At 69.4% G+C, this 17,650-nt stretch carries 15 protein-coding genes and 1 tRNA gene; 9 read left to right on the top strand and 7 right to left on the bottom strand.

What is annotated here, in order from left to right; genetic code table 11:
- Nucleotides 1-16: 16 nt before the first annotated feature.
- The 6 genes from IEZ04_RS20690 (at nt 17) to IEZ04_RS20665 (ending at nt 7,504) form a co-directional block, all read left to right on the top strand.
- Nucleotides 17-481: a PaaI family thioesterase gene (locus tag IEZ04_RS20690; RefSeq protein ID WP_189218408.1), complete on the top strand. Its 465-nt coding sequence runs from the start codon at nt 17-19 to the stop codon at nt 479-481.
- 1,271 nt (nt 482-1,752) lie between these two features.
- Nucleotides 1,753-2,982: a branched-chain amino acid ABC transporter substrate-binding protein gene (locus IEZ04_RS20685; RefSeq protein WP_189218407.1), complete on the top strand. Its 1,230-nt coding sequence runs from the start codon at nt 1,753-1,755 to the stop codon at nt 2,980-2,982.
- Between the two features lie 142 nt (nt 2,983-3,124).
- Nucleotides 3,125-4,057 (top strand): branched-chain amino acid ABC transporter permease, encoded by a 933-nt coding sequence (locus IEZ04_RS20680; RefSeq protein WP_189218406.1) that lies wholly within the window; start codon nt 3,125-3,127, stop codon nt 4,055-4,057.
- A gap of 5 nt (nt 4,058-4,062) precedes the next feature.
- Nucleotides 4,063-5,895: a branched-chain amino acid ABC transporter permease gene (locus IEZ04_RS20675; protein WP_189218405.1), complete on the top strand. Its 1,833-nt coding sequence runs from the start codon at nt 4,063-4,065 to the stop codon at nt 5,893-5,895.
- A 5-nt stretch (nt 5,896-5,900) separates the two neighbouring features.
- Complete coding sequence (locus IEZ04_RS20670; protein ID WP_189218404.1) at nt 5,901-6,791, top strand: ABC transporter ATP-binding protein; 891 nt, start codon at nt 5,901-5,903, stop codon at nt 6,789-6,791.
- Complete coding sequence (locus IEZ04_RS20665; protein WP_189218403.1) at nt 6,788-7,504, top strand: ABC transporter ATP-binding protein; 717 nt, start codon at nt 6,788-6,790, stop codon at nt 7,502-7,504. Before IEZ04_RS20670 ends, IEZ04_RS20665 begins: the two co-directional genes overlap by 4 nt.
- A 77-nt stretch (nt 7,505-7,581) precedes the next feature.
- On the opposite strand, the gene IEZ04_RS20660 is transcribed toward IEZ04_RS20665, so the two are convergent.
- On the bottom strand, nt 7,582-8,247 hold the full coding sequence (locus IEZ04_RS20660) for an ANTAR domain-containing response regulator (protein WP_189218402.1): 666 nt from the start codon (nt 8,245-8,247) through the stop codon (nt 7,582-7,584).
- A gap of 101 nt (nt 8,248-8,348) precedes the next feature.
- Here IEZ04_RS20660 and IEZ04_RS20655 point away from each other — a divergent pair.
- Nucleotides 8,349-8,421 (top strand) — tRNA-Leu (locus IEZ04_RS20655).
- 108 nt (nt 8,422-8,529) lie between these two features.
- Entirely contained in the window at nt 8,530-9,306 is a 777-nt protein-coding gene (locus tag IEZ04_RS20650) for a helix-turn-helix domain-containing protein (RefSeq protein WP_189218401.1), read from the top strand.
- Here the strand turns inward: IEZ04_RS20650 and IEZ04_RS20645 are convergent.
- The 6 genes from IEZ04_RS20645 to IEZ04_RS20620 all read right to left on the bottom strand — a co-directional run bounded on the left by IEZ04_RS20645 (nt 9,296) and on the right by IEZ04_RS20620 (nt 15,623).
- Nucleotides 9,296-9,886 (bottom strand): class F sortase, encoded by a 591-nt coding sequence (locus IEZ04_RS20645; RefSeq protein ID WP_189218400.1) that lies wholly within the window; start codon nt 9,884-9,886, stop codon nt 9,296-9,298. The two genes, IEZ04_RS20650 and IEZ04_RS20645, sit on opposite strands and share 11 nt — an antisense overlap.
- A gap of 63 nt (nt 9,887-9,949) precedes the next feature.
- Complete coding sequence (locus IEZ04_RS20640; protein ID WP_428838047.1) at nt 9,950-10,390, bottom strand: hypothetical protein; 441 nt, start codon at nt 10,388-10,390, stop codon at nt 9,950-9,952.
- A gap of 111 nt (nt 10,391-10,501) precedes the next feature.
- Nucleotides 10,502-12,511 (bottom strand): sensor histidine kinase, encoded by a 2,010-nt coding sequence (locus tag IEZ04_RS20635; RefSeq protein WP_428838046.1) that lies wholly within the window; start codon nt 12,509-12,511, stop codon nt 10,502-10,504.
- Entirely contained in the window at nt 12,498-13,223 is a 726-nt protein-coding gene (locus tag IEZ04_RS20630) for a response regulator transcription factor (RefSeq protein WP_189218399.1), read from the bottom strand. The genes IEZ04_RS20635 and IEZ04_RS20630 overlap by 14 nt, the downstream gene beginning before the upstream one ends.
- Nucleotides 13,224-13,302: 79 nt before the next feature.
- Nucleotides 13,303-14,739, bottom strand: coding sequence for a pyruvate kinase (gene pyk / locus IEZ04_RS20625; protein WP_189218398.1), 1,437 nt, complete (start codon nt 14,737-14,739; stop codon nt 13,303-13,305).
- A 143-nt stretch (nt 14,740-14,882) separates the two neighbouring features.
- Nucleotides 14,883-15,623 (bottom strand): SIMPL domain-containing protein, encoded by a 741-nt coding sequence (locus IEZ04_RS20620; protein ID WP_189218397.1) that lies wholly within the window; start codon nt 15,621-15,623, stop codon nt 14,883-14,885.
- Between the two features lie 148 nt (nt 15,624-15,771).
- On the opposite strand from IEZ04_RS20620, the gene IEZ04_RS20615 reads away from it, so the two are divergent.
- Nucleotides 15,772-17,580, top strand: a complete 1,809-nt coding sequence (locus IEZ04_RS20615) for a bifunctional metallophosphatase/5'-nucleotidase (RefSeq protein ID WP_189218396.1) — start codon at nt 15,772-15,774, stop codon at nt 17,578-17,580.
- The last annotated feature ends 70 nt before the right edge of the window (nt 17,581-17,650 follow it).

The following is a 17,650-nucleotide window of genomic DNA, read 5'->3' as shown; positions in this document are numbered from 1 at the left end:
AACGGAGCCGGGCCTTATGGGCGAGCAGCACACCGCGAAGTTCCCGCAAGAGGTCATCGACGAGTACGCCGCGCTCGGCGTCGACCTGGTGGCCCTGTTCTCCGCCGGACATCTCGGCACCCGCATGGGCGTGGAGATCAAGGAGGCGTCCGCGGACCGCGTCGTCGGCACCATGCCGGTGGAGGGCAACACCCAGCCGTACGGGCTCCTGCACGGCGGCGCGTCCGCCGTGCTCGCCGAGACCCTCGGCTCGGTCGGCGCCATGCTGCACGGCGGCAGCTCCAAGCTCGCCGTCGGCGTCGACCTCAACTGCACCCACCACCGCGCCGCACGGTCCGGCCTGGTCACCGGCGTGGCCACCCCCCTGCACCGGGGGCGCTCCACGGCCACGTACGAGATCGTGATCAGCGACGAGCAGGACCGGCGGGTGTGCACCGCCCGGCTCACCTGCATGCTGCGGGACGCCCGCGCGGAGGGCTGACGCCTCCTCGCCCGCTCCGCCCTGTGCCCCCGGACTTCCGTCCGGGGGCACAGCTGTCTCCCGGGCCGCTGCCTCCGGCATCCGGCACGCACTGAGCGCTCCGTGCCCCGGCACCCCGTCCGCAGGCCCGCCGTGGCTGGGCAGGCGGTTCCCCGCGCCCTGCGGGGCGCCGCCCGGCCGCACCGCATCCGGCCGGGGGCGCCTGGCGTGGGGACACGGCAACGGCAGGAGCCTCACTGCCCGGAGCGGCGTTCCCGGGCCGTCGGCGGAGCCACGGTGCGCCGTCGTCACCGCCCGTCACGGCCGGCGGAGAAGCGTGTGCGCGGGTCGTGGGTCCGCCGGGCGTCCCTGGCGAGAGGGCCGGGCAGTGAGCGGGGCCGGTCCCGTCGAGCCGGGTGAGGGCACGCGCGCGTGGGACGCCGGCCGGGGGGTACCGCCCGGGCGGGGGCCGTCCCGCGAGCGCCTCGCGGGACTGTATGCACATCATCGTCGCGCGGTGCTCGCCGGCGCCGCGGCTGCCGTCTCCCTCGCCGCCGACGGTTCCCTCCACACCACGCGCGAGGAAGCGCCCGAGCCGCTCGCGATCGCCCCGTCACAGGTCGTCCGGGTGACATACCTGGGAGCGGAATATCTTCCTCCGCCCACTCCGACCAGGGAATTCAGTTTCGCAGTGAAGATCACCGCTCACCCCGGCCCGCCCGTCACCGTCACGGATATTCCACAGCCGTACTCCGCCATTTCCCTGACCACGGCACCCCGACCGCCTTTCTCGGCCGAGGCCGGTTCCGGCCACAGGACAGTGATCACCATGCATGTCACGGATTGCACTCACGTGCCACGGAATGCCGGACTCCCTTTCCTGGACGTAACTCTGCGTAATGCGCACGTAATACAGAACCACAGCTTCATCCTCGGCGAGCGGTACGCACGGGACGTCTCAAGGTCCATCGGAGCCCTCTGCGCCAACGACACAGAGTCATCAGCGAAACCCCAGGACACTGCTGAATTCACCCCCGCACACCCTGCGGGTTCTCACTATTCGGACCGGGCGAATCAACCGGAATTCCATCGTTCCCCCCACCGAGTACCGCTCTGCATTACGTCGTGTCATAACAAGAGAGTCACAGCCTCTGTCAGACTCTCCTCCACGTTCCCTGCACACGCTTAGAGTCACGGCCAGTCACCGCGCCGTCGGATTCGAATCATTTTCGGCCCAGCGCATGACTCGGACCCTTCCGCCAGGACGGGCCGTGCCAGGGAAAGGACTGATCGTGCGTCAACGTTCACTCATCGCCATCACCGCCGCGCTGGCGGCGGGAGCGCTCACCCTCACCGCCTGCGGCTCACGCGACGAGAACGGCGGCGGCTCGGACACCAGCGGTGGCACCACCGTCGTCATCGGCGTCGACGCCCCGCTGACCGGCGACCTGTCCGCCATGGGCCTCGGCATCAAGAACTCCGCGGACCTCGCCGCCAAGACCGCCAACGAGGAGAAGTACGTCGAAGGCATCTCCTTCGAGATCGAGGCCCTCGACGACCAGGGACAGCCCTCCGCCGGCCAGCAGAACGCCACCAAGTTCGTCGCCGACGACGACGTCCTCGGCGTCGTCGGCCCCCTGAACTCCTCCGTCGGCGAGTCCATGCAGAAGGTCTTCGACGACGCGAAGCTCGTCCAGGTCTCCCCCGCAAACACCGGCCCCGGTCTCACCCAGGGCCCCAAGTGGCAGACCGAGAAGGTCCGCACCTACAAGTCCTACTTCCGCACGGCCACCACGGACGCCATCCAGGGCCCGTTCGCCGCCCAGTACATCTACAACAAGGCGAAGAAGACCAAGGTTTTCGTCATCGACGACAAGAAGACCTACGGCGCCGGTCTCGCCGCCACCTTCACCGACGAGTTCAAGAAGCTCGGCGGCGACGTCGTCGGCACCGAGCACATCGACCCCGACACCAAGGACTTCTCCGCCGTCGCCACCAAGGTCAAGAACTCCGGCGCCGACGTCGTCTACTACGGCGGCGAGTACCCGCAGGCCGGCCCGCTCAGCAAGCAGATCAAGGCCTCCGGCGCCAAGATCCCGCTCATCGGCGGCGACGGCATCTACGACCCGACCTTCATCGAACTCGCCGGCAACGACGGCACCGGCGACCTCGCCACCTCCGTCGGCGCCCCCGTCGAGGACCTCCCCTCCGCCAAGGACTTCGTCGCCGACTACAAGGCGGCGGGCTACAAGGAGGAGTACAGCGCCTACGGCGGCTACTCCTACGACTCCGCCTGGGCCATCATCGAAGCCGTCAAGAAGGTCGTCGAGGACAACGACGGCAAGCTCCCCGACGACGCCCGCGAACAGGTCACCGCGGCCATGCAGAACGTCTCCTTCGACGGCGTGACCGGCAAGGTCTCCTTCGACGAGTTCGGCGACACCACCAACAAGCAGCTCACCGTCTACTCCGTCAAGAACGGCGAGTGGGCCCCGGTCGAGTCCGGTACCTACACCGGCTGACCCACACCGCACCACGCACACCGAGCCGCGCGGGGCGCCGCACCATCAGCGCCCCGCGCGCTCGCGTGAGCACCGCTCCACCGCCCACACGCCCCCCTTCCGGTCACATCCCTCGACTATCCGAAATCTCGGAGGACATGCGGTGAACGAACTGCCGCAGCAGCTGGTCAACGGCCTGCTACTGGGATCCATGTACGGGCTGGTCGCCATCGGCTACACGATGGTCTATGGCATCGTCCAGCTCATCAACTTCGCCCACGGTGAGATCTTCATGGTGGGCGGCTTCGGCGCCCTCACCATCTACCTCTACGTGCTCCCCGACGGCACGTCCATGGTGATAGCGCTCCCCCTGATGATCCTCGGCGGCATCATCGCCGCCGTCCTCGTCGCCATCGGAGCGGAACGGTTCGCCTACCGCCCCCTGCGCGGAGCACCACGCCTCGCCCCCCTCATCACCGCCATCGGCCTCTCCCTCGCCCTCCAGCAGGCCGTCTGGGCCTGGTACCCCGACGCCCGCTCCGCCGTCACCTTCCCCCACATCGACGGCGGCCCCTTCGAGATCGGCAGCGTCACCATCCAGACCGGCGACCTCTTCCTCATCGTCGCCGCCCCCGTCAGCATGGCGATCCTGGCCTACTTCGTCATGAAGACCCGCACCGGCCGCGGCATGCAGGCCACCGCCCAGGACCCCGACACCGCCAAACTCATGGGCATCAACACCGACCGCATCATCGTGGTCGCCTTCGCCCTCGGCGCCGCCTTCGCCGCCGTCGGAGCCGTCGCCTACGGCCTCAAGTACGGCGAGGTCCAGTTCCGCATGGGCTTCATCCTCGGCCTCAAGGCCTTCACCGCCGCCGTCCTCGGCGGCATCGGCAACATCTACGGCGCCATGCTCGGCGGCCTCGTCCTCGGCGTCGCCGAAGCCCTGTCCACCGCCTACATCAGCGACATCCCCGGCATGGACCAGTTCGGCAGCCAGTCCTGGGCCAACGTCTGGGCCTTCGTACTCCTCATCCTCGTGCTCCTCTTCAGGCCCCAGGGCCTGCTCGGCGAGCGCGTCGCGGACAGGGCGTGACACCGATGACCACCACACACACCACCGCACCCGAAGCCCCGCGCGCCAACACCACGGACCAGCCCTACAGCCTCATCGGCATCCCCCCGCACATCGGCCGCGCCCTCGCCACCGCCGGCGGCGCCCTCGCCGTCGTCTCCACCTTCCTCGCCTGGACCTGGACCGCCGAATTCCCCGGCGACCTCACCGTCTACGGCTACCCCGGCGGCCTCCAGGTCCTCGTCCTCGTCGGCGGCGCCCTCACCACCCTCTTCGGCCTCGCCTCCTACGGCGTCAAGGGCCTGCGCTGGCTCACCCCCGCAGGCGCCGACAGCGCCCTCAAACTCGCCGCCCTCGGCACCTTCGCCACCGCCTGGTACACGATCATCGCGATCAGCGTCACCCTCGGCGGCCTCGTCAACCTCGAACCCGGCGGCTACGTCGTCGCCGCCGCCGGACTCGCCGCCGCACTCGGCGCCCTCTCCCTGCCCTACCAGCGGCCCGCACCCGACCCCGCCGACCCCGACGACACCGGCTGGGAGAAGTTCCGCCACGACACCCGCACCGCCCTCGGCGTCTTCAAGGCCGGCTTCGCCACAGGTACCCCCACCCCGGCACGCAAGCTCCCCGCCTACGCCGAAATCCTGGTCATCGTCGCCGCCCTCGCCATCGGCCTCATCGTCTTCACCTACGGCATCGGCACCGAGTACGACGAACTCTTCATCGGCTTCCTCATCACCACCGGCTTCGGCTTCGGCGCACTCGCCAAGGCCGGACTCGTCCAGCGACTCACCGCGATCACCGCCGAACACCGCAACGTCACCCTCGTCGGAGCCTTCGTCGCGGCCGCCGCCTTCCCCTTCACCCAGTCCGACGACCAGTACGCCAGCATCGGCGTCTACATCCTGATCTTCGCCACCGTCGCCCTCGGCCTCAACATCGTCGTCGGCCTCGCCGGACTCCTCGACCTCGGCTACGTCGCCTTCCTCGGCGTCGGCGCCTACGCCGCCGCCATGGTCTCCGGCTCCCCCCTCTCCCCCTTCGACATCCACCTGCCGTTCTGGGCCTCCGCCCTCGTCGGCGCCGCCGTCGCCATGGTCTTCGGCGTCATCATCGGCGCCCCCACCCTCCGCCTGCGCGGCGACTACCTCGCCATCGTCACCCTCGGCTTCGGCGAGATCTTCCGCATCGCCGTCCTCAACATGGACGGAACCTCCGGACCCGACCTCACCAACGGCTCCCAGGGCATCCCCTCCATCCCCAACCTCAGCATCCTCGGCTTCGACTTCGGCGAGGAACACAGCATCGCCGGCTTCACCATCGGCCGATTCGCCAACTACTTCCTGCTGATGCTCCTCATCACGCTCGTCGTGGTGATCGTCTTCCGGCGCAGCAGCGACTCCCGCATCGGCCGCGCCTGGATCGCCATCCGAGAGGACGAGACAGCCGCCCTCGCCATGGGCATCAACGGCTTCCGCGTCAAACTCATCGCCTTCGCCCTCGGCGCCACCCTCGCCGGCCTCGCCGGCACCGTCCAGGCACACGTCACCTACACCGTGACCCCCGAGCAGTACCAGTTCGCCCACGCCGTCCCACCCAACTCGGCCTTCCTGCTCGCCGCGGTCGTCCTCGGCGGCATGGGGACCATCAGCGGACCCCTCGTCGGCGCCGCCCTGCTCTACCTCATCCCCGAGAAACTCCAGTTCCTCGGCGAGTTCCAGCTCTTCGCCTTCGGCGTGGCCCTCGTCCTCCTCATGCGCTTCCGCCCCGAAGGCCTCATCCCGAACCGGCGCCGCCAACTCGAATTCCACGAGGAAAAGGCGGAAGCACCCACAGTCCTCAGCAAGGCAGGGGCCTGACCACCATGACCACCGACACCACCACCCAGGGCACCGCCCCCGCCACCGCCCCCGGCGACACCGTCCTCGACGCACGCGGCGTCACCATGCGCTTCGGCGGCCTCACCGCCGTACGGAACGTCGACCTGCACGTCAACAGCGGCGAGATCGTCGGCCTCATCGGCCCCAACGGCGCCGGCAAGACCACCTTCTTCAACTGCCTCACCGGCCTCTACATCCCCACCGAGGGCGAGGTCCGCTACAAGGGCCAGGTCCTGCCACCGAAGTCCTTCAAGGTGACGGCAGCCGGCATCGCCCGCACCTTCCAGAACATCCGCCTCTTCGCCAACATGACCGTCCTGGAGAACGTACTGGTCGGCCGCCACACCAGGACGAAAGAAGGCCTGTGGTCGGCGCTCCTGCGCGGCCCCGGCTTCCACAAGGCCGAAGCCGCGTCGCGCGCCCGCGCCATGGAACTCCTGGAATTCGTCGGCCTCGCGGAGAAGGCTGAGCATCTCGCCCGCAATCTGCCGTACGGCGAGCAGCGCAAACTGGAGATCGCCCGAGCACTGGCCAGCGAACCCGGCCTGCTCCTCCTCGACGAGCCCACCGCGGGCATGAACCCCCAGGAGACGCGAGCGACGGAAGAACTCGTCTTCGCCATCCGCGACCAGGGCATCGCCGTCCTCGTCATCGAGCACGACATGCGCTTCATCTTCAACCTCTGCGACCGCGTCGCCGTCCTCGTCCAGGGCGAGAAGCTGGTCGAGGGCGACAGCGCCACCGTCCAGGGCGACGAACGCGTCGTCGCCGCGTACCTCGGCGAACCCTTCGAGGACGCACCCGGCGACGAAGAGGTCGCGGAGGTCGAGGCCGCCGAAGCACAGGCCACGCCCGGCAAGGAGAACGACCGATGACCGCACTGCTCGAAGTCGAGGACCTCCGGGTCGCCTACGGCAAGATCGAAGCCGTCAAGGGCATCTCCTTCAAGGTCGACGCCGGCGAGGTCGTCACCCTCATCGGCACCAACGGCGCCGGCAAGACCACCACACTGCGCACCCTCTCGGGCCTGCTGAAGCCCGTCGGCGGCCAGATCAGGTTCGACGGCAGGTCACTGAAGAAGACCCCCGCCCACAAGATCGTCTCCCTGGGGCTCGCCCACTCCCCCGAGGGCCGGCACATCTTCCCCCGCATGACCATCGAGGACAACCTCCGCCTCGGCGCCTTCCTGCGCAGCGACAGGACCGGCATCGAGAAGGACATCCAGCGCGCCTACGACCTGTTCCCGATCCTCGGAGAGCGCAGGAAGCAGGCCGCCGGTACGTTGTCGGGTGGTGAGCAGCAGATGCTCGCCATGGGCCGCGCGCTGATGTCCCAGCCGAAGCTGCTCATGCTCGACGAACCCTCCATGGGCCTCTCGCCGATCATGATGCAGAAGATCATGGCCACCATCGCCGAGCTGAAGTCCCAGGGCACCACCATCCTGCTCGTCGAGCAGAACGCCCAGGCCGCCCTGTCGCTCGCCGACCACGGGCACGTCATGGAGATCGGCAAGATCGTACTCACGGGCACGGGGCAGGACCTGCTGCACGACGAGTCGGTACGGAAGGCGTACCTCGGCGAGGACTGAGCCCGCGCCGCGCCGCGCGTACGACGAGGCCCGCACCCCGGGAAGGGGTGCGGGCCTCGGTGCGTACCGGAAGGCGCTCAGCCCTTGTCCGACTTGGCCGCCTTCTTCTCCTTGGCGTCCTCGATGACCGCCTCCGCGACCTGCTGCATCGACATCCGCCGGTCCATCGACGTCTTCTGGATCCACCGGAACGCCGCCGGCTCCGTCAGCCCGTACTCCGTCTGCAGCACCGACTTCGCCCGGTCCACCAGCTTCCGCGTCTCCAGGCGCTGCGAGAGGTCCGCGACCTCCTTCTCCAGCTCCTTCAGCTCCGTGAACCGCGACACCGCCATCTCGATCGCCGGCACCACGTCGCTCTTGCTGAACGGCTTCACGAGGTACGCCATCGCCCCCGCGTCCCGGGCCCGCTCCACCAGGTCGCGCTGCGAGAAGGCGGTCAGCATCAGCACCGGGGCGATACGCTCCTCGGCGATCTTCTCCGCCGCCGAGATGCCGTCCAGCTTCGGCATCTTCACATCGAGGATGACCAGGTCCGGCTTGTGCTCCCGGGCGAGCTCGACGGCCTGCTCACCGTCGCCGGCCTCACCCACGACCGTGTAGCCCTCCTCCTCGAGCATCTCCTTGAGGTCGAGACGGATCAGCGCCTCGTCCTCGGCGATGACGACGCGGGTGGTGAGGGGAGGCACGTGCGACTTGTCGTCGTCGGGCGCGTCGACGGGCTGGGGCGTCTCGGGGGTGGTCACGTGGGCTCCTTGTTCAGGGCAGGGTGCTGCTCCCAAGAGCCTACCTAGCTGGGGTAAGGTGGTGACACGGCGGGTGACCGTCAACCTTCGTTTTGAAGGATGCCCCGGTAGCCCAGTGGTAGAGGCCCGGTGCTCAAACCACCGCCAGCGTGGGTTCGAATCCCACCCGGGGCACTTTTCCTTCGATTCCATGGTTACGACGGGAAAAGCGGACGGCCACGTTCTCGCGAACTTCGCGGATCTCCCGCGCGTGTCGGCGATCGCTGACCCCAGAGTGTCCACATGTACGACGTGCGCACGCGCAAGCGAGCATTGGCGCTGGTGGCTCAAGGCCGCAGTCTCAACTCCGTCAGCAAGGAAACGGGCATCTCCCGGGCGGCGATCCGTTCGTGGCAGATACGCGTCGAACCCTCGCAACCAGGCCGGGCGAATCCCTGCGAGCGATGCGACGACCTGCCCCGGTCCCCCGCCGAGCCGTCCACCTACGCCTACGTTCTGGGCCTGTACCTCGGCGACGGGTGCATCAGCACCCTCAAGCGAGGCGTGTACTTCCTCCGCATCGCCTGCGCCGACGCCTGGCCGGGCCTGATCGCGGCCTGCGAAGACGCCGTGCAGCTACTGCGCCCGGACAACAAGGTGTTCCGCGTACAGCGCCAGGGTTGTCAGTACGTCACCTGTTACAGCAAGCACTGGCCCTGCTTGTTCCCGCAACACGGACCTGGCAAGAAGCACAAGCGCCGCATCGCCCTCGAGCCCTGGCAGCAAGGAATTGTCGATGCCCATCCCTGGGAGTTCATCCGCGGACTGATCCACTCCGACGGTTGCCGCATCACCAACTGGACCACGCGACTCATCGGCGGTGAGCGCAAGCGCTACGAGTACCCGCGGTACTTCTTCACCAACAAGTCGGACGACATCCGGATGTTGTTCACCGACGCCCTCGACAGGGTCGGCGTCGAGTGGACGACCCTCACCCGGAACAGCAGCCCGATCAACATCTCCATCGCCCGCAAAGCCTCAGTAGCCCTCATGGACGTCCACGTGGGCCCTAAGCACTGAGCGTGGCGTACACGATCAGGTTGTCCACCGTGTGTCCCTCGGCGTCGAAGGCGCCGTCGCACGTGATCAGCCGCAGGGCCCGGTCGCCGGTCGGGCCGTAGACCTTCTGGGAGGGGAAGGCGTCCTTCCGCACCGTCTCGGTGGCCGTGACGGTGAAGTGGGCCTTCGTACCGTCGCCGCCCTCGACCGCGATGTCCGCACCCTTGCGGATCTTCTTCAGGTCCCAGAAGACGGCCTCGCCGAAGCGCGTCTCGTTGTGGCCGATGAGGACCGCCGCTCCGGGCTCGCCGGGGACGCTGCTGCCGGTGTACCAGCCGGTCGTCATCCCTTGGTCGGCGGGCGGGACCTCGACGGTGCGGTCCTCGTTGAGACCGAGTTCCATGATCGGGCTGGAGATGCCGAGGGAGGGGATGGTCACGTGGGTGGGGGCCGTCGGGCCGGCGGGCTCGGTCCGTTGCCGGTTCGGGGTGTGCTGCGGGGCAGCGGTGCTGTCCGCCGTAGGGCTGGACGAGCAGCCTGCCAGCGCTACGAGGGCGGCGCAGACGAGGGCCACCGACGTGGTGCGGGTGGTGCGGAACACGAGAACTCCAGACAGGGCGGGGCGCCCGGCCCGTCGTGGTGGGCCGGGCGCCGCTGAGACAGGTCAGCCGTTGCGCTGCGCGCCCGCGCGGCGGCGCAGTACGTACGTGCCCGCGCCCGCGAGCAGGACGGTGCCGGCGGCCGTGCCGTAGAGGGCGGTGTTGCCGTTCGGCTCCGAGGCCGGGCGCTCGCCGGCGGCGACGCCGCCGCGCGGGATCTCGCCCTCTTCCGGTGCCCGGGTGGGTTCGGGCTTGGCCGGGGTGCGGTCGGCGCCGTCCTCGGCGTTCTCCTCGGGGGCCACGGTGGGCTCGGGCTTGGCCTCGGTGGCCTGCTCGGGGGCCGCGGTGGGCGCCCGCTCGGCCTCGGCGGCCTCGGACGGCGCCTCGGTCGCCGCGCGCGTCGGCTCGTCGGTGGCGAGGGCGGCGGTGGCGGGGGCGAGCACCGCGCCGGTCACGCCGAGGGCGACCACAGCGGCGCGGAGGGACAGTCGGTGGGACAGGGACATGGGGGACGACTCCAGTTCCGGCCCGTTCCTCGATGATGCGTCGTGCGTGCTGCGGGCCATGTCCCACACCCTGGCCGGGAGTTGTGAGGAATCTGTCAGACCGCCGTCAGATCACCGTGTTCCTTCGTCGGCGTCGTCGGCGTCGTCCGCGTCGGCGGGCGGTTCGGCGGTCGGCAGGCGGAGGGTGAAGACAGAGCCCTTCCCCTCGGTGCTGGTGGCGCTCACCGTTCCGCCGTGTGCCTCGGCCAGCTTCCTGACGATGGCGAGGCCGAGTCCGCTGCCTCCGGTGCGGCGGTTGCGGGACTTCTCGGCGCGCCAGAAGCGGTCGAAGACGTACGGGAGGTCGGTGGCCGCGATGCCGGTGCCGGTGTCGGTGACGTCGATGACGGTGTGCTGTCCGTCCGGGGTGGTGTGGGCGTGGAGGGTGACCCTGCCTCCCGTCGGGGTGTGGCGGACGGCGTTGGAGACGAGGTTGCCGATGGCCTGGCGGAGTCGTACCGGGTCGGCCGTCAGGGTGGCCGGTGCGGCCGGTGCACGCGCGATCACCTCCAATGCGACCCCTGCCGTGTCCGCCCCCGCCTGGTGGGCCGCGGCGACCTGGGTGAGGAGGTCGTCGACCACGACCGGCTCGCGGTGGAGCCGTAGCGCGCCCGCATCGGCGGCGGCGAGGTCCTGGAGGTCGTCGATGATGTGCTGGAGCTGGACCGCTTCGTCGTGGAGCGAGGAGACGAAGGCGGGGTCGGGGGTGGCCAGGCCGTCCTGGGCCGCTTCGAGCCAGCCGCGGATGTTGCTCAAAGGCGTACGCAGCTCGTGGGCGACGTCGCTGACCATGGCCTTGCGTTGTTCTTCGAGGCGGGCGCGGTGGGCGGTCATGTCGTTGAAGGCGGCGGCGAGGCGGCCGATCTCGTTGTCCTCGGCGACGGGTACGGTCTCGGGTTCTTCGCCGTCGCGCATGCGCTGGGCGGCGCCGGTGAGGGCGTGGAGGGGGCGCACGAGGCGGGCTCCGGCGAGGAGTGAGGCGCCGACGGTGAGGGCGAGGACGATGGCGGCGACTCCGGCGATGCGTGCGGTGTTGGCCGGGGTGAGGTCGTAGGCGGGGGTGGCGGTGGTGCCGCCGGGGTCGGTGATGAAGAGCAGGGCGGGTGAGGCGACGTAGGAGCCGAGTTGTTCGCGGCGGGCGCTGTCGACGCAGGAGGCGGCGGCGCGGTCGGCTTCGCTGTCGGGCACGGCGGCTTCGGGAGGCAGGGAGGGGGCGGGGACGGGGACGGGGACGGTGGTCGGGATGCGTTCGGCTGCGGTGGGGGCCTCGGTCGGCGAGGTGTCGTAGCCGTCCGTGCCGGCCCGGGGCCAGGAGAAGTCCAGGTTGAGCCGGATGCCGGGGCGGTCCTGACGGTCGAGGCAGGCGTCGACCAGGTGGTTCAGGTCGTCGAGGGCTTGTTGTTCGGTGGTCGTGGGCCGGTCCAGTGCGCCTGTGTGGCAGCGGGTGTCCTGGGAGGTGGTGGTCTGGGTGCCCACGAGCTGGACACGGGGGCGTCCGCTGGGTGTCCGGACGACGTCGGCGGCGATGCCGATGCGGTTGAGGCAGGCGACGTTCTCGTCGGCGGCCTTGCGCAGTGCTTTCTGTTCGGTGGTGGGGAGCAGGAAGGGGCCGACGGCGCGGGGGTCGATGCGGTTGGCCGTGCCGGACGAGGCTTCGGTGAGGGCGGTGTCGACCGACAGGGGGTCCACGACCGCCGATGCCTGTGGGGGGAGGGTCGGTGGGGTGCTGTGGTCCCCGGAGTCGGCGAGGGGCTGTCGGTTCTGGGTGGTGAGGACGATGCGGCGTTCGGACTGTTGTGCCAGGTTCCGTACGGTCTGCTGGACGTCGTCCCAGCGGGGGTGGGTGGCGGCGTAGCCGAGCAGGGTGTTGTAGATGCGGGCGTCGGCGGTGAGGTCGCGTCCTTGTTGTTGCTTGATGGCGCCGGAGGTGGTCTGGGAGGCGAGCCATGCGGTGGCGGTGACCGAGCAGGCGGCGACCGCCGCGGACATGAAGAGGAGGCGGCCGAGGAGGCTCTTGCGGAGGGGCAGCCGGGTGCGTCGTCCGCGGGTGCGCTGTCCGCGGGTGCGGTCACGGCTTCGCACGGCGCGTGCCCTTTCCCGGGTCCGCCATCTTGTAGCCGACGCCGAACACGGTGAGCAGCCGGACGGGTTTGCGTGGATCGGGTTCGATCTTCTTGCGCAGGTTGGAGATGTGCATGTCGACGGTGCGGTTGCCGATGTAGCGGTCGAAGCCGTGGAGTTCTTCGAGGAGGCGTTGTCTGGTGAAGACGCGTCCGGGTTCGGTGGCGAGGGCGGTGAGGAGGCGGAACTCGCCGGGGGTGCAGTCGATGTTCCTGCCGTCGGCGGTCACTTCGTGGCGGGCGGTGTCGATGAGGAGGGTGCCGACCGAGAGGGTGGTGTCCGGGTCGGGGGCGGGGTGTGTGTGGTGCCGGGTGCGGCGCAGCAGGGTCCGTACGCGGGCCATGAGTTCGCGGGGGCTGTACGGCTTGGTCATGTAGTCGTCGGCGCCGAGGTCGAGGCCGAGCAGCAGGTCGTCCTCGGTGCTGCGGGCGGTGAGCATGAGGACGGGGAGGTCGCGGTGTTCGGCGCGGAGGACGCGGATGACGTCGAGGCCGTCGGCCCTGGGCATCATGACGTCGAGGACGAGGAGGTCGGGGGTGCGGTGCCGGACGTGTTCGAGGGCGGTGAGGCCGTCTCCGACGACGGTGACCGTGTGGCCCTCGTGTTCGAGGTAGCGGCGTATGAGTTCGGCCTGTTTTTCGTCGTCTTCGGCGACGATGACGTGTGCGCACACGCGATTGATCGTATGGGAGTGCGAGAAGGGGCCCCTCGGTGGTGAGGGGCCCCTGGTCGTGCTGGTCGGTCGGCTGGGGCTAGCGGAGGCTTTCGCCCTCGCCGATGTGGTGCACGCGCACCATGTTGGTGCCGCCGGGGACTCCGGGTGGGGAGCCGGCGGTGATGACGACCATGTCGCCCTTGACGCAGCGGCCGTAGCGCAGGAGCAGTTCGTCCACCTGGCTGACCATGGCGTCCGTGGAGTTCACGGGCGGGCCGAGGAAGGTCTCCACGCCCCAGGTGAGGCTGAGCTGGGAGCGGGTGGCCGGTTCGGGGGTGAAGGCCAGCAGGGGGATGGGTGAGCGGTAGCGGGAGAGGCGGCGGACGGTGTCGCCGGACTGGGTGAAGGCGACGAGGTACTTGGCGTCGAGGAAGTCGCCGATCTCGGCGGCGGCGCGGGCGACGGCGCCGCCCTGGGTGCGGGGTTTGTTGGTGTCGGTGAGGGGCGGCAGTCCCTTGGCGAGGATGTCCTCTTCCGCGGCCTCGACGATGCGGGCCATGGTGCGGACGGTCTCGATGGGGTGTTTGCCGACGCTGGTCTCGCCGGAGAGCATGACGGCGTCGGTGCCGTCGATGACCGCGTTGGCGACGTCGGAGGCTTCGGCTCGGGTGGGGCGGGAGTTCTCGATCATCGAGTCGAGCATCTGGGTGGCGACGATGACCGGTTTGGCGTTGCGTTTGGCCAGTGTGACGGCGCGCTTCTGGACGATCGGGACTTGTTCGAGGGGCATTTCGACGCCGAGGTCGCCGCGGGCGACCATGATGCCGTCGAAGGCGGCGACGATGTCGTCGATGTTGTCGACTGCCTGGGGCTTCTCGACCTTGGCGATGACGGGGAGGCGGCGACCCTCCTCGTCCATGATCCGGTGGACGTCCTCGATGTCGCGTCCGCTGCGGACGAAGGACAGCGCTATGACGTCGAAGCCGGTGCGGACGGCCCAGCGTAGGTCGGCCTCGTCCTTGTCGGAGAGGGCGGGGACGGAGACGGCGACGCCGGGGAGGTTGAGTCCCTTGTGGTCGGAGACGAAGCCTCCCTCGACGACCCTGGTGTGGACGCGGGGGCCGTCGACGCCGGTGACCTCGAGGGTGACCTTGCCGTCGTCGACGAGGATGCGCTCACCGGTGGTGACGTCGTCGGCGAGGCCGGAGTAGGTGGTTCCGCAGGTGTGGCGGTCGCCCTCGCGGTCCGGCTCGACCGTGATGGTGAAGGAGTCGCCGCGTTCGAGGAGTACGGGGCCCTCCAGGAAGCGGCCGAGTCGGATCTTCGGGCCCTGGAGGTCGGCGAGGAGGCCGACGCTGCGGCCGGTCTCGTCGGCGGCCTTGCGCACACGCTGGTAGCGGTCCTCGTGCTCGGCGTGCTCGCCGTGGCTGAGGTTGAAGCGGGCGACATCCATTCCGGCGTCGACCAGTGCCTTGATCTGGTCGTACGAGTCGGTGGCCGGCCCGAGAGTACAGACGATCTTTGCTCGGCGCATGGTTCGACCCTAGGGCTTACCGTCGGGTAGAACCTTGGTCGGGAATGACTACTCAACGGCCTTTGGATGAGCGGTTGTTGACAAGGTTTTGAGTGTGCGGACGGGCGCTCCGATGAGCGCACGAGGGGTCGGGCATCCGTCGCTCACAGCCGTGGGGGGGCCATGGTGAACCGGGCGTTGATCTGTGCCTGGACGTGCTGTCGCTGCGGTTCGAGGTCGAGGGGGGCCGCGGTGTCCTCGACCGGCGCTCCGTAGGCCATGGAGCGCATGGCGCCGACGACCACGGGCGCTTCGGGGGGCGCGTCGGCTCCGACGTCGGCGAGTTCCACGAGGGCGGTGAGGGTGGTGTCGAGGGCCTCGGCGTACTCGCGGGCGCGCTGGACGGCTTCGCGGACCGCTTGGGTGCGGGCGCGGCGGTGGGCGGGTGAGTCGGGGCGCAGGGCCCACCAGGGGCCGTCGACGCGGGTGAGGTCGAGGTCGGCGAGGCGGGTGGTGAGTTCGCCGAGGGCGGTGAAGTCGGTGAGTTCGGCGGTGAGGTGGACGCGGCCGTGGTAGGCGGTGACGCGTTCGCCGCGGCTGTGCTTGGCGTGTTCGGGGGCGATGGTGAAGGCGCCGGTCTCCAGTCGTTCCACGGCTTCCCCGTAGGACTTGACGAGGTCCAGGACGGTGGCGTTGCGGCGGGTGAGGTCGTCGAGGGCGGTGCGGCGGTCCTTGCCGCGGGCGCTGACGGTGATGGCGATGCGGGCGATCTCGGGATCGACTTCGAGGTGGGCCTCGCCGCGGACGGCTATGCGGGGGGCGTCGGGGGTGCCGTAGGGGGCGGGGTGGCGGGTGTCCGCGGTGGGTGCCGGGTGTGCTTGCGGTTCCTGGGGCAGCGAGGTCATACGCCCCACTGTGTCACCGGCGGCCCGGTCCGTGATCCCCCTGGTCACCAGATCGCAACCTGGGAGGTCTGTTGCCGCCGGTGCCGCGCGGGTCAGAATCTACGCGCGTAATCGAAAGTACCCACTGGTCGTCCGAGGAGTACCCGTCATGCCGTTGAACCGCCGCAGGTTTCTGGAGAGGTCCGCCGCGACCGGTGCGGGCGTCGCGCTGGCCGGCGGGGTAGCGGCGCCGGCCGCCGAGGCGCACGGCAGGGGCGGCGGCCACGGTCACCGGCCGAAGCGGTACGCGCTGACCGTGATGGGCACGACGGACCTGCACGGCAATGTCTTCAACTGGGACTACTTCAAGGACGCGGAGTACGCGGACGACGCGGGCAACGCCAAGGGCCTGGCCCGGGTGGCGACGCTGATCGAGCAGGTCCGCAAGGAGAAGGGCCGCCGCAACACCCTCCTCCTGGACGCGGGCGACACGATCCAGGGCACGCCGCTGACGTACTACTTCGCGAAGGTGGAGCCGATCACCGCGAAGGGCGGCCCGAAGCACCCGATGGCGCAGGCGATGAACGCCATCGGGTACGACGCGGTGGCGCTCGGGAACCACGAGTTCAACTACGGCATCGAGACGCTGCGGAAGTTCGAGGACCAGTGCGACTTCCCGCTGCTGGGCGCGAACGCGGTGGACGCGAAGACGCTGAAGCCGGCCTTCCCGCCGTACTTCATGAAGAAGTTCCACGTGCCGGGCGCGCCGCCGGTGAAGGTCGCCGTGCTCGGCCTGACCAACCCGGGCATCGCGATCTGGGACAAGGCGTATGTGCAGGGCAGGCTGAAGTTCCCCGGTCTGGAGGAGCAGGCGGCGAAGTGGGTGCCGAAGCTCCGTTCCATGGGCGCGGACGTGGTCGTGGTGTCGGCGCACTCGGGTTCGTCGGGCACGTCGTCGTACGGTGACCAGCTCCCGTACGTGGAGAACGCGGCGGCGAACGTGGCGAAGCAGGTCCCCGGCATCGACGCGATCCTGGTCGGTCACGCGCACACGGAGATCGAGGAACTGCTGGTCACCAATGACAGGACGGGGAAGACCGTCGTGCTGTCGGAGCCGCTGTGCTACGCGGAGCGGCTGACCCTGTTCGACTTCGAGCTGGTCCTGGAGAAGGGCCGCTGGCGGGTCGAGTCGGTGAAGGCGTCGCTGCGGAACTCGAACTCGGTCCCCGACGACGAGCGCATCACCCGGCTGCTGGAGGACGAGCACGCGAAGGTCGTCGCTTACGTCAACCAGGTCGTCGGTACGGCGACGGAGAAGCTGACGACGGTCGACGCGCGGTACAAGGACGCGCCGATCATCGACCTGATCAACAAGGTGCAGGAGGACGTGGTCCGGGCGGCGCTCGCGGGCACGGAGTACGCGGCGCTGCCGGTGCTGTCGCAGGCGTCGCCGTTCTCGCGGACGTCCGAGATCCCGGCGGGCGAGGTGACGATCCGGGACCTGTCGAGCCTGTACGTGTACGACAACACGCTGGTCGCGAAGGTGATGACGGGTGCGCAGGTGCGGGCGTACCTGGAGTTCTCGGCGGAGTACTACGTGCGGACGGCGGCGGGTGCGGCCGTGGACGTGGACGCGCTGACGAACGCGGGCGGCCGTCCGGACTACAACTACGACTATGTGTCGGGTGTGCAGTACGACATCGACATCGCGCAGCCGGCGGGGTCGCGGATCAAGAACCTGTCCTACGGCGGTGCGCCGCTGGACGACGCGCAGCGGTTCGTGTTCGCGGTGAACAACTACCGGGCGAACGGTGGTGGCGCGTTCCCGCACGTGGCGTCGGCGACGGAGGTGTGGTCGGAGTCCACGGAGATCCGGACGCGGATCGCGGAGTGGGTGACGGAGAAGGGTGTGCTGGACCCGAAGGACTTCGCGTCGGTGGACTGGCGGCTGACGCGGGACGGGACGCCGGTGTTCTAGAAGTCCTGCCGCACCGTTCTCCCGGAACCGCACCGTTCTCCCGGAACCACACTGTTCCCTGGGGACCGCG

Origin of the sequence: Streptomyces ruber (assembly GCF_014648075.1) — a bacterium.
Lineage (GTDB): Bacteria > Actinomycetota > Actinomycetes > Streptomycetales > Streptomycetaceae > Streptomyces > Streptomyces ruber.
This window is presented reverse-complemented; position numbering and strand designations above follow the sequence as displayed.

What these genes read in the sequence shown, in the direction of transcription:
- IEZ04_RS20690 (WP_189218408.1), top strand. Translation starts at nt 17, where the DNA reads ATGGGCGAGCAGCACACCGCGAAGTTCCCGCAAGAGGTCATCGACGAG.
- IEZ04_RS20675 (WP_189218405.1), top strand. Translation starts at nt 4,063, where the DNA reads ATGACCACCACACACACCACCGCACCCGAAGCCCCGCGCGCCAACACC.
- IEZ04_RS20670 (WP_189218404.1), top strand. Translation starts at nt 5,901, where the DNA reads ATGACCACCGACACCACCACCCAGGGCACCGCCCCCGCCACCGCCCCC.
- IEZ04_RS20665 (WP_189218403.1), top strand. Translation starts at nt 6,788, where the DNA reads ATGACCGCACTGCTCGAAGTCGAGGACCTCCGGGTCGCCTACGGCAAG.
- IEZ04_RS20650 (WP_189218401.1), top strand. Translation starts at nt 8,530, where the DNA reads ATGTACGACGTGCGCACGCGCAAGCGAGCATTGGCGCTGGTGGCTCAA.
- IEZ04_RS20640 (WP_428838047.1), bottom strand. Translation starts at nt 10,390, where the DNA reads ATGTCCCTGTCCCACCGACTGTCCCTCCGCGCCGCTGTGGTCGCCCTC.
- pyk (WP_189218398.1), bottom strand. Translation starts at nt 14,739, where the DNA reads ATGCGCCGAGCAAAGATCGTCTGTACTCTCGGGCCGGCCACCGACTCG.
- IEZ04_RS20620 (WP_189218397.1), bottom strand. Translation starts at nt 15,623, where the DNA reads ATGACCTCGCTGCCCCAGGAACCGCAAGCACACCCGGCACCCACCGCG.
- IEZ04_RS20615 (WP_189218396.1), top strand. Translation starts at nt 15,772, where the DNA reads ATGCCGTTGAACCGCCGCAGGTTTCTGGAGAGGTCCGCCGCGACCGGT.